Source organism: Haloarchaeobius amylolyticus, assembly GCF_042678045.1.
Lineage (GTDB): Archaea > Halobacteriota > Halobacteria > Halobacteriales > Natrialbaceae > Natrinema > Natrinema amylolyticus_A.
Genome location: NZ_JBHUDI010000004.1, coordinates 78,978 through 95,597, shown reverse-complemented (window position 1 = coordinate 95,597; position 16,620 = coordinate 78,978). Strand labels below are relative to the sequence as shown.

Below are 16,620 nucleotides of genomic sequence, written 5' to 3'. Positions count from 1 at the left end.
GTGGGGGAGGGCGTCGAACGCCGTTCGTCGTCAGTTAACTTGCTTGTAGACTGGCGGCTCCGTCTCCTGTTCGTCGCCGGTGAGCCGAGCAACCGAGTCGCGCACCTCGCGGAGGCTGGCCGTCTGCTCCTGGCTCGCCGCCGCGACCGATTCCGCCGCACTCGCGACCTTATCAGCCGATTGGGACAGTTCCGCGATCGTCTCGGCAGTCGCTTCGACGCCCCGTGCCTGCTGGTCGGCCGCCGCCGCCACATCTTCCATGCCCGTCGCCGTCTTCTGTGCCGACTCGTGAATCGACTCGAGCGAGTGAACGGTCTCTCTGACCCGGTCGGTGCCGGCGTCGACGCGGGTGACTGTCTCCTCGGTCGTCGCGACCGTCGCGCTGGCGTCCTCGCGGACGGCTTCGACGGCGCTTTCGATCTCCGCGAGGTCCGATTTCGTCTGTTCGGCGAACGAGCGCACTTCGTTGGCGATCACGCCCATCGTGTCGCCACCACCGCCACGGGAGGACTCGATCTTCGCGTTCGCCGCCAGCACCGTCGTTCGCTCGGCGAGGTCGTCGAGTCGGTCGACGACCTCGTCGATCTCTTCGGTCCGCTCTGCCAGCGAGTCGACGGCGTCGGCGACGCGGTCGGTCGCGTTCTCGATCTCCTCGAGTTCGTCCAAGGCGTCGTCGGCCGCCTCGACCCCCTCGGCGGCGAGTTGCTCGGTTCGGGCGCTCTCGTCGCTGACTTCGTCGGCGACGCTCGCGACTTCCTCGACCGCGGCGCTCACTTCGTCGAGTTCCCGTGCCGCTCGCGTGACGCCGGCGGCCTGGGATTCGGTGTGCTGACTGATCGCCTCGGCGCGTTTCGAGACCACCTCGCTCGACTCGTGGAGTTCGGACAGCGGGGCCTGCACGTCGGTTTCGACCTCGCTGGCGAGGCGCTTGCGCCGCTCGATCGACTCCTCGAGTCGCTTCGCGTAGGAGTCGACGTAGGTTTCGGTCGCGATCTGCATGTCGAGGTTGATGATCCGCAACAGCGAGAGGATGTCCATCATGCCGTCGTCGATAGCGTTCCTGACAGCCGCTTCGAACGATTCCTCGAGACCGTCGTCGGCGTCATCGTCGCCGCCAAGCCCCAGGGCACCGACGAACCGGCCGAGACCGCCCTCGTCACGCTCGGCCTCGCGTTCCGCCGCCCACTCCTCGATCGCGTCGACGACCTGATCCTGGACCCGCTCGTTCATCCGCGAGAGGAGCAGATCGTAGTAGACGCCGTACTGCCCCACGTAGTGTTTCAGGGGCATGTCGAGCATTTCGTGGAGTTTGCCGATCCGGGTCCGGTTTTCGAAGTACGACAGGTCGTAGTCCCCCGTCGCCAGCGAGACGAGATAGGCCTGCTGGGTCTCTTTGAGCGCTTCGACGCCCTTCGGCGACCGATTGATCACCTTCCGCGTGCCCTCGTACTGGAGGACGTTCTCGTAGAAGTCGTCGGCGATCTCCTGGCGGTTGTCCCGCAACAGCGGTTCGAGGTCCGACAGCCGCTGCTCGTCGTCTTCGCCGAACCCGATGAAGTGCTTTCGCCACTCGACCTCGTCTTCGTCGAGGCCGATACGTTCGACGAGTTCGTCGACGTCAAGAAATCCGTTGAGTCCCCCCTTCCCAAATGACTGTTCTGGTTGCATACCGAACCCCTAGTCAGCCGATTAGTTAAGGTTCCATTGATGTTCCCGTTGGATAGGAACAGATACCATTCTCACAGGGTTTTTGAACGAGCCGTCGCGTCCTCGGCGAGGAGTGCTGTGAAACCCTTATAGGCGTACGTGAACCAGTTTACGTATGAACGTCGTGCCGGATACGAGCGTGGTCATCGATGGCCGCGTTTCGGCGACAATCGAAGACGGGCAGTTCGAGGGAGCGACGATCTGTGTCCCCGAGGCAGTCGTCGCGGAACTCGAGGCGCAGGCAAACGACGGACTCGACAGCGGCTGGGACGGTCTAGAGGAGCTCCAGCGGCTGGCCGACCTGGCCGACGAGGGCGTCGTCGACCTCGAGTACGTCGGCGAGCGGCCAAGCGCCATCGAGCGCGGCCACGCCTCCGAGGGGGAGATCGACGCGTTGATCCGTGATCTCGCGGAGGACCTCGACGCGACCTTCGTCACCAGCGACGTCGTTCAGGCGGAGGTCGCACAGGCGAAGGGACTCGAGGTCGAACACGTCTCTCCCGAGGTGCGACGGGTCGGAACGCTGGCCGTCGAGGAGTACTTCGACGACCAGACGATGAGCGTCCACCTGAAGACCGACGCCGTCCCGCGGGCCAAACGCGGCGAACTCGGCGCGATGCACTACGAGGCGATCGCCGACGAGCCACTCGACGAGGCGACGATGGACGAGTACGCCCGCGAGGTCATCGACGGTGCCAAGGAAGCCCACGACGGCTTCATCGAGCTCTCCGAACCCGGAATGAAGATCGTCCAGTTCCGGGATTACCGGATCGCGATCGGCCGCCCGCCGTTCTCTGACGGCATCGAGATCACCGCCGTCCGCCCGATCGCCCAGACCGACATCGAGGACTACGAGTACGCCGACGAACTCAAAGAGCGGCTGCTCGAGCGCCAGCGCGGCGTCCTCATCTCGGGTGCCCCCGGGGCCGGGAAGTCGACGTTCGCACAGGCGGTCGCCCGCTACATCTCCGATCACGACTACTCGGTCAAGACGATGGAGAAACCACGGGACCTGCAGGTCGGTCCCGACATCACCCAGTACACTGAACTGGGCGGCGAGATGGCCAAAACCGCCGACGCCCTGTTGATGGTCCGGCCCGACTACACCATCTACGACGAGGTCCGCAAGACCGACGACTTCGAGGTCTTCGCGGACATGCGGCTGGCTGGCGTGGGCATGATCGGTGTCGTCCACGCGACCCGCGCGATCGACTCGCTCCAGCGGCTCGTCGGCCGGGTCGAACTCGGGATGATCCCGCAGGTCGTCGACACCGTCGTCTACATCGAAGCCGGCGAAATCGAGACGGTTTACGACGTCAAGACGACAGTCAAAGTCCCCGCCGGACTCACCGAGGAGGACCTCGCCCGACCGGTCATCCAGGTCACGAACTTCCAGACCGGCGAACCCGAGTACGAGATCTACACCTTCAACCGCCAGGTCGTCACCGTCCCGCTCAAAGACGAGGAGGGTGGCCCCGGCAGCGAGTCCGGCGTCGACCGCATCGCCAAACAGGAGATCGAACGCGAGATCCGTTCGGTCGCCCGCGGCTACGTCGACGTCCAGCTCAAAAGCCAGGACAAAGCCGTCGTCTACGTCGAAGAGGACGACATCTCGAGTGTCATCGGGAAAGGCGGCGGCCGGATCACCGACATCGAGAACCGGCTGGGGATCGACATCGACGTCCGGACGCACGACGAGAACCCCAACTACGGTGCCGGCGCTGACGGCGGCGCGAGCGCAAACAGCGGCGCTGGCGGCGGCTCACAGGCCGGCCAGATGGTCCAGCCCGAGATCACTTCCCGGCACATCGTCATCCCCGTCGACGGCAACCACGGCGAAACCGTCGAGGTTCAGGCCGGTGGCGAGTACCTCTTTACCGCGACGGTGAGCCGCGGCGGCGAAATCCAGGTCTCGCGGGGCAGTGCGATCGCGGAGGAACTCGAGCGAGCGATTGACCGAAAAGATCCGATTACGGTCGTTCCGTCGTAGAGCGTTTGCACCGCGAACGAGCGGCTCTTTCTGGTGGAGATTTTTCCGCTCGGGTCGCCGGAGGCGACCGCTCGCGCAAAAAAGGTCCGTGTACGAGAGTCCGCGAGCCAGCCGAGTGATCGATCGCCTCGAACCGGGTGCTACGGCGACCAGAGCCGCTGTTCTCGATCGAGAAGCGTGACGACGACCACGTGCGGGAGCGTCAGGACGGCGATCGTCACCAGATAGAGCGCGAGTACGTCGGGGATGGTTGCGGGCGTGCGCGGGACCGAGAGCCCAATCCCGGCGAGGACGAGCAGTCCGCCCGCGGTCAGCGGCGCTGCATCGCGGGCGAAGCGACGAGACGCGGCACCGATCGCCCCGCGTTCGAGCGCCGCGCCGGCGACGGCGTCGACGAGCATTGTTCTGAGGACGTGCCGAAGGGAGTGCCAGAAACAGAAGTAGAGCCCGATCGCGAGAATCGGCGGGACGATCGCGAAGTAGGCGACGAGCCCGATCGTCTCCGCGGTGTCGACGATCCATGGGCCGCGATTACCGTCGCTCGTCCGGACGAAGCCAAGACCCGTCACGAGCACGATGAGGGAGCCGAAGCCGACTGCGACGGCCACTCGCACCGACGAGGAAAACGCCGGCTCGAGTGCGGCCGCTGCGTCGGGGTCGAACAGTCCGACGAGCGTCTCGGCGACGAACGCGTACTGAGCTGGGAACGCGACCAATGGGACGAGCATCGGAAGCCCACCACGGACGACGAGGGCGAGGAGCCGGCTGGCTCGCGTCTCGAGATAGTCGGCGCGGACGAGCGCGAGCAAGGCGTAGACGTCGCCCTGCCCCCAGTGGACGAGGGTGACGAGAATGAACAGGACGAACGCGACGACGGGGGCGAGAAACCAGACGGCGGCGTACGCGGAGCCGACCAGCAGATAGAGGCCGCCGACGAACGCGAGCGATCCCGGGGTGACGGGGTCGTCCCGGGCTCGCGGCAACACGAGGTGGTCGACGGCTCCGTGGGGAAGCCCGAGGACGACGACGCTGAGCGCCAGCGGAACGTACTGGTACGCAAGCGGCGGCGGACCCACGAGGATCATGATCGAGACGACGGCGACGATAAGTAACAGTCCGACGCCGAGGCTCAGGCGGGCCGCCAGTCGGCGGGCCGCGGCATCCGTGTGGGGGACAACGCCACTGGAGGTCGTGTCACCGTTCATCGGAGTTCGCGGCGATTCGGGTCGCCACCCTGGTGAGAGACGGGAGTTCGTTGACGCGGTCGAGCAGCCACACGTACATGACGAGTCCCTGAACGAGGAATATATTGGTCACGAGAAAGAACAGCGCCTCCTCGACTGGGAGTCCCAGGGGCGCGAAACCGATCGTGTGGGCGTCCGAGATGACCCAGATGCCGAGCTCGATCGCGACGCGGTCGACGATCCAGAGGTAGATCGTCGGGACCGCGATGGCAACCACCAGCGGTCGACGGACGGCCCAGAGGTACGTGAGGCCAAAGCCCCACTGGATGGCGAGGATCGGTCCAGCCCAGAGCAACAGCCATCCGAGATAGTACGTCGAGATGTTGGCGGTCAACAACCAGCCGACGCCGGCGATCGCCAGGCCGCCTCCGACGCCGAGCAGCCGGTGGGTGAGAGGGATTGCCAGCGGTCGATCGGCGGTCGCCGGCAGCTGGAACAGCCAGAACGCGGTCAGCATCGGCTGGAGGACGAAGAAGAGATACTCCTCGATCGGCGTGTGCCAGACCGTCGCGACGACCGCACCCTCGCCGTACCACCAGACCCCTTCGGGGATCAGGTGATTCGTCAGCGGCGTCGTGTAGATGACAGCGAGGCCGATCAGGATGGCGAGTCCGGAGAGTGGCCGAGCACCCCACCAGGCCCGATCGCGCCGACGCGCCAGCCAGCCCAGAACCAAAAGCGGCGGGAGGATGAACGCCAGGTGAACACCGAAGTAGGTGAGTGGAACGGTCATGAGCGTGTCGGCATGTGTCGCCGGCTCTCCGCAGAGAGCGGGCTCCGTGATCGGACTAGGTCCGGCGCGGACAAAGCCCCAAATCCGAACTGGTTAGGCCAGATCGGAGCGAGGTAATACGTCGGTGCCAACACGGGTACCGGACCAGCCCGAGACGGTCAGTCATCCGACGACCCAACCCTAGGGAGGCTGGCACCGTAGTCCGCGCCGCCGGTGATCGACTCCGGTTCGTCGACGACGTAGAACATGGCGAGGAACGTCACGACGTACTTCGTGACGATGTCGAGGATGCTGTAGCCCCACGAGGTGGTCGCGACGTCCAGGATCGCAAACCCTTCGACGCCGAGCGCCCAGAGGATCGGGTAGCCGAACCAGCCGACGACGGTGAGGAGTTTGAGCGTCCGGAACAGGTCCGACGTTCCCGTCCGCTCGGCTTCGACGGTCCAGTCGACGAGGATGACGTACACGATCACGAGAAAGAAGGTCGACGACAGCACGAACCACCACCAGCGAAGCACCAGCGAGGACGTCGTCAGGGCCGCCGCCAGGCCGGTGACGCACATCGCGATCGTGAACGCACAGGTGGTGAGGATCTTCGTCCAGTTCGACCCGGCGATCATCCCGAGCACGATCAGGATGAACGGCGTGGAGAAGGTCCACGTGAGGTACCGGCCCCACATCACCAGCACGCCGCTCTCGCCGGCCGTCGTCGCACCCGCGGCCGGGTGGCCCGCTGGCATCTCGATGACGCCCAGCGTCAGCCCCGACGTGAGCCCGGTATAACTCGAGATCGAAACGACAGAAATCAGCATCAGCGCGGTCGCGATCGCCTTCAAGCGCGGATCGGAGAGGGACCGTCCGAGATAGACGATCCCGAGGATCGTGAGTCCGGCGAGGGCGATGTTGATGACGAACGACAGCGCGAGCAGGGTGTTACCGCCACCGAAGACGTACTCGAACAGTTCCGCGTCGGTCGGGCCGTTTTGGAGGGCGTGTGCCCGTACGGCGAGTGCGGACGCGACAAGTGACTGCATGCGTACAAGTTACTGCACCATCATTACCCATAAACGAGTGTCCGTCCCGATACGGAACATCATGGGTGTTGAGCGGTCAACGAACGGTGAGCGGCCAGTGCTGCGGTCACACCGAGAGCCAAGCAGTACGTGGCGTCGGCTCCCTGACCGGCCGGTTACGCCGCCGGTCGTCGAGAGGCGTCCTGCTGGGTTGGGTCGTCACGCGGCCGCAGCGGACGGCGTGGCGGCCCGTTCCAGGACGGAGCGGCTCCGGAGCAGGATCACTCCGAAGCCGACCTTCGCCGAGAGATCGAGCACCATGAACGCGGCAGTCTCCCAGTACAGCGGAAGGATGCCGAACGTTCCTTCAGTGCCGAGGATCCAGACCACCGGGTAGAGGAGCCACAGCACGATGACCAGGTTGCGAAGGGTGCCAAACAGCGACGCGACCTCCGACGGCCGGTCGCGCGCGTTCTTCGAGAGCGTCCCGACGAGCACGTACAGGAGAGCGAGCAGGGCGCCGGTGCTGATGCCCCACCACGCGATCCGGGTGCCGGGAGTCGCCGCGAACGCCGCGATCGCGCCGGTCCCGATCATGAAGACGTCGAGGCCGATCAGTGTCGCGATCGTGTTGCGGTGTGCCCCCGCTAGCAGCGAGAGGTCGAGCAACAGGAGTGGCGTCGTGAAGAGCCAGTCGGCGTAGCGCGCCCAGTAAATCGTGAGCGCCTCGTCGCCGACCATGACTTCGGTGACGCCAAAACCCGTCGCCATCGCGAAGTACATCACTGCAGCGATTGCCGTGATGAAGATCGTGATGATGTAGAACTCCTGCATCTTCCGGTCGCGAACACCGCGCCCCCGACCGACGAAATACAGGGTTCCGAGGGTCATTCCGATCGTTCCGATCCACAGCCACAGGGATTCTGGACCGACTAGTGCGGTCATATCTGAGCGTAGCGACCTACAAAATATACCGCTTAGGCCTAACGAAGATAACCCTCAAGCAGGAGTGTATGTCCGGAATTCTGACCATGGATGAGAAACCGGAGTGTATATTTTCACGTCCTGTGTTCGACCACCTGAACCGGCAACCGATCGTGCTCTCGAACTGATGACTTCAACTGACCCAAACGATCCGATTGCGGACGCACTCCTCGGCGAGTCGACGTACGAACGGCTTCGAGTAGAGCGATACGCGCTGATCAAGCGACGGATTCCCCAAAAGCTCGTCTATCAAAGCGGCCTGTTACTCGCGCTCGCACTCATCGTGCCGATCGCGGCCACCTATCCGACGTCGGTTCGGGCAGCCTTCCCGGGCGGCGAGCCCCTGTGGGCGTCGCCGCTCGTCCTCTGGCTCGGCGTGTACGCCGGTGGCATCGAGCTCGGAACCGCGGCGTGTCTCGTCGCGGTAGCGATCGTTCGCCGGAGCCGTGAACCGCAGCTCTCGGAGTCACAGGCACACGTATTACTGAACGTCGAGGACGTTGCGTCGATGTTCGGTCTGGCAACTGGCGGGTTCGCCATCCTGCTCACGGTCGGCTTCTTTTCGCTCGGCCATGCAGGAGGCGAGACGTTTCAAGCACTCATCAACTCCGCTCCGCGAAACCCGTACGGACAGACCGGCGTCTCAATCCCCGTGATCGCAGTCGGCGCAGCAGCGGCGATCAGTTCCGGTGTCGTTTACCTGGTCAGCCGGTATCTCGCGCCGAAGTCGCAGTGAAAACGCGACCTGGAGCAGCCGGCCCCTCTCGAGCATCCGTGAGATCCAGGTCTCGAAGTGAAGTGCGATCGCGGAAACGGTACGCGCGCGAGGATCACAGCATCCGTTTTGCCTTCGTACGAGGTGCCACGGGGGATCCACGAACGAACGGAACGCGGCGCGTCTTGACACAGAAAGTGGACGAACAGTCATCAATATACCTTTCACCCGACCATGTGACTGTTAGACACAGACAATAGTGTTTGCCATTCAAGCATTAGCTTCATATATGAGACAATCGTTTGGAGAAGTACAGAACAACAACGTGATTCATACAGATGGGAGTAGATAGTAAGACGTTCGTCTGTCAGAGTACCGACCGCACGAACGGACTGTTTTTTACGGACCAGCGGTCGCTCGAGCGGATCCGCGAGCAGATCGTCGTCGACATCCGGGCGACGGTTGCCGACGCGAACGCCGAGGGCGTCGTCGTCGCGATGAGCGGCGGAATCGACTCGACGCTGACGGCAGCACTGGCGGTCGAAGCCATCGGCAACGACAATGTCCTCGGACTCGGGCTGCCCTGTCACATGACCGATGGCGTCCACGTCAGCGACGCCCACACGATTGCCGACGGTATGGGGATCGATTTCGAGGAGATTCAGTTGCGGCCGTTGCTCGAGTGTTTCGAGGAGACGGTTGCAAGCGAGCTCGAACCGGCGACGGACGCCGACGACCGGCCCAACGAACGCAACCACGAAATCGGAAACGCGACGGCGCGGCTGCGGATGCTCACTGCCTACTACGCGGCGAACCGCCAGTCGCGGCTCGTCCTCGGGACGGAGAACCGCTCGGAGCGGCTGCTCGGCTACTTCACCAAGTTCGGCGACGGCGGGGCCGACATTCATCCGCTCGGCGACTGCTACAAGACGGAAGTGCGAGCGCTCGCAAAACACATCGGCCTCCCGCGTCGGATCGTCAACAAGGAACCGACAGCGGGGTTCTGGGCCACACAGACGGACGCCAGCGAACTCGGTGCACGCTACGACGTTATCGATCCATTACTCTACCGCTTCGTCGAGGAGAACCGCTCGCTCGAGGAGGCCATCGCCGGGCTCAGGATCGACCGCGAGACGGCCGCGGAAATCGCGTCACGGTACGCCGAGACGGCGCATAAACGCGCCGTTCCACCGACGCCGGGACTTGCCGGTCGCGGCGAGACAGTTCCCCAGTTCGACTGAGACGGACATCTGTCAGTGGGTGTCAGCGCACCCGCGATCCGTCCGGCGGGCCCGCCGGGACAGCAGACCGTATGACTGTCCGTCGAACGCTCGTGTGAGAGAACGGCTAGGGCTCGAGGTCGACGGCGTAGAGTTCCGGATTGCGCCACCAGAACAGCCCCCACGCCAGGAGGAAGCCGGCGCTCATCGCGAGGATATCCAACACTGTGCTGGGAAGTCCGACGCCGACCAGCGCCACGAGCACGATTGCCGATCCCAGTATCGCGCCGGTCACGACGAACAGGACGTCGCCGGCGATTTTCACCCGCGACTGCCGCCAGTACGGTTGCCGCTCCTCGTCGTACCAGACCCCGACGTAGATCAAGATCGGTGCCATCGCCGCGATGACCGTAATCGATCGATACGCCTCCGGAAGCACCGCCGGTACCAGCACCAGCAGGTTGAGCAGGTTCGAAACCAGCACCGCGAGAAACAGTCCGGCTACCAGCCAGCCCCACCGCGGGAGCCGCTCTTTGTTCATATCGGAGACGGTCACCGCTGGGAGATAATCCTGGCGTTCCAGCCGTTATTCCGCACAGCAGGCGTCCTTCTTCGGGGACTCCTCGACGCCGTTACCGTCGGCCGCGACCGGTTCCTGGAGTCGATAGAGGCTCTGACGAGCGTCCGCAAAGTAGATGTCCTCGTCGACGATCCCGATCCCTTCGAGGCGCTCGAGCGCGTAGCGTACCGTCCGAGCCGAGAGCATCGATTCCTCGACGATCTGCTTCTGGGTCAATGGCCCGTCGTACTCGAGGACCTTGAAGACGAGTTTCGCGCTCGGTGGCAAGTCTTCTATTTCCTCCCCGTCGGTCTCTACCATATTACGAATCGAACGGTCCCAGCAGTATAAAAGTTGAGCCTTACCAAAAATAAGATCGTGATAAAGCTCTGTATTTTTACGTCCGGAAAGTATGACTGTGATTACCGATCAGGTGGCGACGCGGACTGTGACTGCTCGACTGGAAGGTATCAAACCGATCGGGCTGGACACCGGACGTGTACATAAAATCTGGTTGATGCGAACTCCTGTCAGTGGGTGCCGGCACACTCGCGACCCGTCCTACGGACTCGCCGGGACAGCGGGAAAGCGCTAAAAAGCTGTCAGCAGGCATGCTCCACTCGTCCACGATCCGAACACCATCGCTCCCCGGCCACGATCCGTTGTCAGAATTGTTCTCCCCCACTTGCACGAAGAAAAAACGGCTTACAGTTGGTTCCAGATCTCCTCGTCGTCCTCGAAGCTATCCGGATCGTCAGCGTCCGCGAACTCGTCGAGGTCCTCGAGATCGGAGACATCTCCGGGAGGCAACTCCCCGTCAGCGTCCACGGCGGACGACCGGCTCTGGAGATCCATCTCCGGCCAGGCGGTCTCCTCCCAGAGGCCCCGATCGGTGTAATAGTAGATGACACCGTCGCTGAGGACCGCAAACAGGTCCCGTTGGTCGTCGTAGACGACCCGCTCGTTCGTGTCGATCGCGACGTCGACCACGTCCTCGAGCGTATCGAGCGCGACGTGATGATCGCCGATCCACATCGGGATCGATCCCTGCGAGATCCACTCGGCGTAGCGCTGTTCGTGGACCGCCCGGCGGGCGGCGTCGATATCCGCGGGCGACCGGCGGACGACGATCACTGCACCGGCGAGTGCGAGGGTCCCGAGCACCGACAGCCCACCGACGAGCACCGGGCTCCGGGACTCGGTCGTCCGATCGATTCCGCTTTGATGACTGTGCGTTGCTGAATCCGACAGCGACCCGCCGAGCCAGTAGGCCTCGTCCGTGATCGTCACCGGCGTCGTCGTCGTCATCGACCCCTGATGGCGACCGGTATCGTACTCGGTGTGAAATTCCATCGTTAACTTGATCGAGCCAACGCCGGTGACCTCCCGCTCGAGTTGTCGCTGTCGCTGGCGGATCGATTCGATATCGATCGTCGCGTTCGACGTCGCAACCCCGTTTTCGACCGCCGGTGACTCGCGCAACACGAGCCGCGTCTCGTTCCAGAACGGCTCGTCGTTGCGGGTCGCTTCGAACCGAAGCACTAGCTCGTGGCTTACGTCACCGTCCTCGAGCGACGTCTCCCCGGTCGCGTTTTGCACTCGCGTCTCGGGGTGGACCGTCAGCTCCGGTGACTCGTTGAGCATATAGACCGAACTATCGGTGAGTCGGTCGCCTTCCGTCCAGAGCGTGCTGTTCTGGGTAACGACGGCACTCGTCCCGATGTCAGCCGAGACACGCTCCTCGTCGAACTGCGGTGTCGTCGTCGTCACTGGATTCGCGACGGCCCAGCCGGTGGCGGCGATCGACAGGACACCGACGACGGCCAGCACGATCGCGATCTCCCGTCCGGATCTGGCAAGCACCAGCTCGAGTCGTGGACTGTCGATCATCCGTCGTGTTCCCCGTCCCTGTCTCCCCCGATCCGGCCTCGCCGGTCGAACCCGCCCGCTGGCCGACCGGTTCGATTTCGAACTGGTCGGTCATCGGGACAATACATACGTGAACCGAAGCAATCGATCATCATAAGAATAGTGGCTTGAACGGCTACTCGCGGTCACGAAGCCACGCTCGAAGCCGCCGCTCGAGTCGCGTCGACAGCGACACGTGATCCGGGCCGGATCGAAGCCGCAGATCGCCGCTGCCGAAGAGCAGAAGGATGAGCGCGACGGTGAGTCCGACGATAACGCCGTTGACCGCCCCGATCGCGGCGAACGGATGCACGCCGTGGAGCCAGACCAGCAGCGACGGCGGCAGAACGGCAAGATACCGATATTCGCCGAGGGTTCGCGTGTACTCACCGGTCTCTTCTGGTGCGGACAACCGTACCGTCGTCTCACCGCTTCCGCGGATGCCGATCGTCTGCCACCCCGGATCGGTCCTGATCCCGTTGCTTTCGGCCTCGTGGACGACGACCACCGGCAGGTAGCCGGCGTTGTCGACCGACCGGGCGAGTTCGGTCGTCGCCCCCGGCGCGACGATCTGTGGATCGTCGGTCGGCGACTCCGTACTGACGAGCCCGTACTCGTAGGTCCCCGACGGGACGACCATCGCCGCGGTCGCAAACGTGACGAACACGAGCAAAACGAGTCCCAGCACGGTCCAGAACGCCAGCACGTTTTCGCGCGAGCGGCGTCTCGTTTTCTCGCGTCGTGCGGGCCCGAGTCGCTCGAGTAGGGTCCCGAAGCCGAGCAAGGCAACGCCGATCGCGACGAGCATCGAGCCGAGGCCGTTGCTCGAGGCGCTCGTCGTCAGCCCGAGAACCGAAGTTGCGGTTCCGGCGGCCCCTTGGACGAGCCCCTGTAGCCACATGATCGCCGTTCCGAGGAACGGAATCGTCACAACTTCGCCGTTTATCTGCAAGGCTTCGGCGACGATCTGTCCGTCGGTGACCGGCGGTTCGCCGCCGTCCTGGTCGGTAAACGGGTTCGCATCGCCTTTCGTAACGTAGCCACTCTCAGTCTCGCCGACCACGCGGTGGGTCGTCAGTCCACCGTCGTGGAGTTCTCGAGCCTGAAAGACGACCACGTCCCCCTCCTCGACCTCGTCGGTGACGGCACTCGGGATCGCGACGAACCCGTCGCCGGCGTCCATCGTCGGCTCCATGCTGCCGGTCGCGACGTACCCGAGCAGGATCGGCTGGCCGAGCAGTTGGCCGACGATCAACAGGACGACGACCAGCGCGGCGGCGTACCCGAGTCCCCGCGTGACGATGGTCGACGCGGTCATCGATAGGGTCCGGTGACGATCATACGTTGCTGACAGTTCGGGATACCGATCCTTTGCGTCCAGCAGTCTTAAAGCCCGCGCGAGTTACACGGCCGCCGGAGTTCGATACGTCAACACGCCTGCACAGTGGCGAGCGGGCTGGCACCTCCAGTGTCAGTGGACAGGGCCGTCGCTAGCGAACGATCGCCCACCGGCGGTTCGCTGCCCCTGCCAGAAACAACAGCCCTGCCGTCGCCGGCGGCGCGAGTGCCGCCGTCGTCGCCGCCGCGAGCTCGCGGTTCTGTAGTGACATCCCCACCGGATCCTCGACGGACACCTTCCCCGCAGGTACGCCGCTCACCGCGATCTCGTAGGTCCCCGCTGTCTCGAACTGCCGCTCGAAGGTCACCGTCCGCTCGCCGTTTGCCGGGATCGAGACGGCCTGGCTATCGACGACGATCCCGTCGACTGCCACCTCGAGCGTCCGGTCGACCGCCCTGTCGGTCGGATTCCTGACCGTCGCTCGAACGGTAGTCGAGTCGCCCGTGGTGACCGTTGTGCTATCGACGCTGGCATTGACAATGTCGATCGGCGGCCCCCCAATGGTCACCGATTCGCTGCCTGCTCCCGTGATTCCCACCTCGTACGTGTCGGGCCAGTACATCGGTCGTTCGAACGTGACCGTTCGTTCCTCGCCCGGCTCGAGGTCGATCGTTCGCTGGTCGACGACGGTCCCGTCGACAGTCAACTCGGCTGTGGTCTCGCTCGAGGCACTGCCGACGTTGCGATAGGTCGCGGTCGCGGTTAGTGGTTCGCCAGTGTCGACCGTTGTCGGCGAGACGTTCAGTTCCGTCCGCTCTATGTCCGGTGACGGAGCATCTTCTTCGTCATCGTACTGCACCGCGACAGTGAACCGTTCCGTCCCCGTTTGTGTGACGTGCGTGTTGACTGTCGCCCCGACAGTGATCGTTTCACCAGGGATCGGCTCGAGACGCGACTCGTTCGTGAGTTTCGCCCCATCCCCGTAGAACGACACGCCGTCGACGTCGTGATCGATCCAGAGTGCCTCAACGTCGTCGGCGTCTTCGCTTACCTCGATCGTGAACACGTCAGTGACCGTCGAGACCGCGTTGTCGTACAGACTCAGGTCAAGGACGAGCTTACCGTCATCGATCGTCGCATAGCGGTTGTCGACCGGCTCGAGGACGATATCGTCGCTCATTGGGTCTTCACCCACCGTAAGCGCCGCAGTTGGAACTGCGAGCACCAAGAGAAAACATAGAACTGACGCAATGAGCAAGATGCGCGTTGATACCATTGCGTATATGATTAGTGGTTATTGAGACTAACTGGACTTAAAAAGTCCAAAGGATTGATGTATTAATGGAGTATTCTACTCTATGTAGTATCTTCCTCTTCGTTAATTTCTATCATGAGATTACCACTGAGGTCGGTCTCGCTGTCTTTAGTTTCAATCTCGAAATAAACCTGATTATCGGCAGTTGCATCATCCGAATCAACGGTTAGGTTAGTATCCGAAGCAGACAGGTTATTGCCATCCTCATCACGAACCACTAAATCACCACCAGTAACCCCTGTGGTATCGAAGTGGACAGTATAGTTCATATCATCATTTCCGTTATGGGTGAGGTTAAGTGCAGAGTCGGTAGTGACAGTCGCGTTCTGATGAACGCCACCGTCGAAGTTAGCGGTTGATATTTCGATTTCACCATCCGAGGTCGTCACGAAATCGCTACCTGCATCTTCTATCTGTAGGAATGCATTACCGTCATCGTCGACAGTAACATCCACTGTCCGATCCGCTTCCACCTGAGTGAACGCACCTGAGGCAATCGCCATACCGCCGATCGCGACGACGAGCCCCAGGACGAATAACACGTTGCGTTTCGTCATTGACATCGTTATGATCACCGTATGGTCGCGCCGATATCCTATAGTAAGAGGGTACCGGCCAACCGTCTACGAGAACCTATGTAGCTTTACCCACTTTGTATTGAGTATCAAGAACAGCTACAAGACATACAATACTGATCTCGGTATCGGCGATAGTGTCTTCAAGGATGTCCTGAACGGCCGGTTGAGGCTATATTCTATCTAGGATGGTGCCATCCCACATAAATAAGAGGTGACTGATTAGATACTTGCTCTCAGAGATTCAGTTTTTGGTAACCGCAGTCCAGTGAGTAACACAGTCACGGGCGCGTTCTAACACAGTTGATTACAAGGGGTGCTCGAGGAACCGTCCGGCTCGTTCGGCAAGACGTAATATGGAAGATGAACAACACTCTGTCCCACAGTCGCGCATCAAAACACGGCTACTGCGTTGTCGCGGTAATCTGTATCGAGTCAACGTTTTCGCCGTAATCTTGCTGGGCAGTGTCAGTGTACTGGCTGTCGTCAAGACTGTCAGTTGCAGCGAGATCGAACCGAAACCCCACGGCGACGCGTTCATCAGCGTCGAGCGATGCGGACCCAGCTAATAGCTCGCCACCCGAGATGTTCCCGTTCGTTGAATCGGCTGATGCGTACGCGTCGAAGACGTTATCTTCGTCGACGGTACTGCCGCTGCTATCGACGAGTTTGATATCTAGACTAACGTTATCCTGTGATCCCTGGTTCGAGATTTCAATGAGGTCGTCGAACTCCGTCGTTGCTATCCGGTTCAACCCAGCCCCATCTATAGAAGGAGTTCCACTACCGTCGAAATTGAACTCGAGCATCTCATCACCGGTCAGTGTAAGGTAAGGCGTACCCTCGGAGCCGTCATCCGGATCGTTCGGCGAGACAGTATCGTCACTCCGATTCGGATGTGCCTCGATCCCGAGAAAGGCAGCCGCATCGCCGACCGTCCGAATCGTCGCGGATCGCTGGGCGTCAACACTACTGAACGCACCCGTTCCGAGTGTCGCGCTACCGCCAGCGACGACCGCACCAAGGCCGAGCAACACGTTCCGACGATTCATTCGCATGGTCTTGACTTCGTACTGCGTGCAAGCACCGATCCGCACTGGTGCCAGAACGCTCTCCTTACTCTCTGTGATGGGCGCTAGCTACTTTGTATTGTCCGGCCAGAAGCATGAAAGACGGGATACAGAACGGTTCAAGTGCCCCCTGAACGGGTGGTTTGTCGCTCGAGGCACCGTCGTGAAGGGATGGTGCAACTGAACTGTGTGCAGTTGACAGGGTTCGATCATCTCGAGTTGCACACGCCTCTGTGTACCAAAGTGAC

15 protein-coding genes are annotated in these 16,620 nt (G+C 62.3%); 3 read left to right on the top strand and 12 right to left on the bottom strand.

Annotation, left to right across the window (positions count from 1 at the left end; genetic code table 11):
* Nucleotides 1–30 precede the first annotated feature (30 nt).
* A complete protein-coding gene (locus ACFR99_RS06675; RefSeq protein WP_390285601.1) occupies nt 31–1,668 on the bottom strand; it encodes a protoglobin domain-containing protein in 1,638 nt (545 codons plus the stop codon).
* 154 nt (nt 1,669–1,822) lie between these two features.
* On the opposite strand from ACFR99_RS06675, the gene ACFR99_RS06670 reads away from it, so the two are divergent.
* On the top strand, nt 1,823–3,697 hold the full coding sequence (locus tag ACFR99_RS06670) for a PINc/VapC family ATPase (RefSeq protein WP_390285599.1): 1,875 nt from the start codon (nt 1,823–1,825) through the stop codon (nt 3,695–3,697).
* Nucleotides 3,698–3,837: 140 nt separating this feature from the next.
* On the opposite strand, the gene ACFR99_RS06665 is transcribed toward ACFR99_RS06670, so the two are convergent.
* The 4 genes from ACFR99_RS06665 to ACFR99_RS06650 all read right to left on the bottom strand — a co-directional run bounded on the left by ACFR99_RS06665 (nt 3,838) and on the right by ACFR99_RS06650 (nt 7,632).
* Entirely contained in the window at nt 3,838–4,902 is a 1,065-nt protein-coding gene (locus tag ACFR99_RS06665) for a Brp/Blh family beta-carotene 15,15'-dioxygenase (RefSeq protein ID WP_390285597.1), read from the bottom strand.
* Nucleotides 4,892–5,674, bottom strand: coding sequence for a lycopene cyclase domain-containing protein (locus ACFR99_RS06660; protein WP_390285595.1), 783 nt, complete (start codon nt 5,672–5,674; stop codon nt 4,892–4,894). The genes ACFR99_RS06665 and ACFR99_RS06660 overlap by 11 nt, the downstream gene beginning before the upstream one ends.
* Before the next feature lie 158 nt (nt 5,675–5,832).
* Nucleotides 5,833–6,708: a bacteriorhodopsin gene (locus ACFR99_RS06655; RefSeq protein ID WP_390285594.1), complete on the bottom strand. Its 876-nt coding sequence runs from the start codon at nt 6,706–6,708 to the stop codon at nt 5,833–5,835.
* A gap of 198 nt (nt 6,709–6,906) precedes the next feature.
* Complete coding sequence (locus ACFR99_RS06650) at nt 6,907–7,632, bottom strand: bacteriorhodopsin (RefSeq protein WP_390285592.1); 726 nt, start codon at nt 7,630–7,632, stop codon at nt 6,907–6,909.
* A gap of 166 nt (nt 7,633–7,798) precedes the next feature.
* On the opposite strand from ACFR99_RS06650, the gene ACFR99_RS06645 reads away from it, so the two are divergent.
* The gene (locus ACFR99_RS06645) at nt 7,799–8,407 is read left to right on the top strand and encodes a hypothetical protein (protein ID WP_390285590.1); all 609 of its coding nucleotides are present in this window, start codon (nt 7,799–7,801) and stop codon (nt 8,405–8,407) included.
* 317 nt (nt 8,408–8,724) lie between these two features.
* A complete protein-coding gene (locus ACFR99_RS06640; RefSeq protein ID WP_390285589.1) occupies nt 8,725–9,627 on the top strand; it encodes an NAD+ synthase in 903 nt (300 codons plus the stop codon).
* Nucleotides 9,628–9,733: 106 nt separating this feature from the next.
* Here ACFR99_RS06640 and ACFR99_RS06635 read toward each other — a convergent pair whose 3' ends face one another.
* The 7 genes from ACFR99_RS06635 to ACFR99_RS06605 form a co-directional block, all read right to left on the bottom strand.
* The gene (locus tag ACFR99_RS06635; protein ID WP_390285587.1) at nt 9,734–10,147 is read right to left on the bottom strand and encodes a hypothetical protein; all 414 of its coding nucleotides are present in this window, start codon (nt 10,145–10,147) and stop codon (nt 9,734–9,736) included.
* 45 nt (nt 10,148–10,192) lie between these two features.
* A complete protein-coding gene (locus ACFR99_RS06630) occupies nt 10,193–10,486 on the bottom strand; it encodes a MarR family transcriptional regulator (protein WP_390285585.1) in 294 nt (97 codons plus the stop codon).
* A 384-nt stretch (nt 10,487–10,870) separates the two neighbouring features.
* Nucleotides 10,871–12,055, bottom strand: a complete 1,185-nt coding sequence (locus ACFR99_RS06625) for a DUF5305 domain-containing protein (RefSeq protein ID WP_390285583.1) — start codon at nt 12,053–12,055, stop codon at nt 10,871–10,873.
* A gap of 154 nt (nt 12,056–12,209) precedes the next feature.
* A complete protein-coding gene (locus tag ACFR99_RS06620) occupies nt 12,210–13,391 on the bottom strand; it encodes a signal peptidase I (protein ID WP_390285581.1) in 1,182 nt (393 codons plus the stop codon).
* Nucleotides 13,392–13,563: 172 nt separating this feature from the next.
* Nucleotides 13,564–14,688 carry a CARDB domain-containing protein gene (locus tag ACFR99_RS06615; RefSeq protein WP_390285579.1) on the bottom strand — a complete coding sequence of 375 codons (1,125 nt, stop codon included), beginning with the start codon at nt 14,686–14,688 and terminating at the stop codon, nt 13,564–13,566.
* Between the two features lie 80 nt (nt 14,689–14,768).
* Nucleotides 14,769–15,290 (bottom strand): hypothetical protein, encoded by a 522-nt coding sequence (locus ACFR99_RS06610; protein ID WP_390285577.1) that lies wholly within the window; start codon nt 15,288–15,290, stop codon nt 14,769–14,771.
* Nucleotides 15,291–15,706: 416 nt separating this feature from the next.
* Complete coding sequence (locus ACFR99_RS06605) at nt 15,707–16,360, bottom strand: hypothetical protein (protein WP_390285575.1); 654 nt, start codon at nt 16,358–16,360, stop codon at nt 15,707–15,709.
* Nucleotides 16,361–16,620 lie beyond the last annotated feature (260 nt).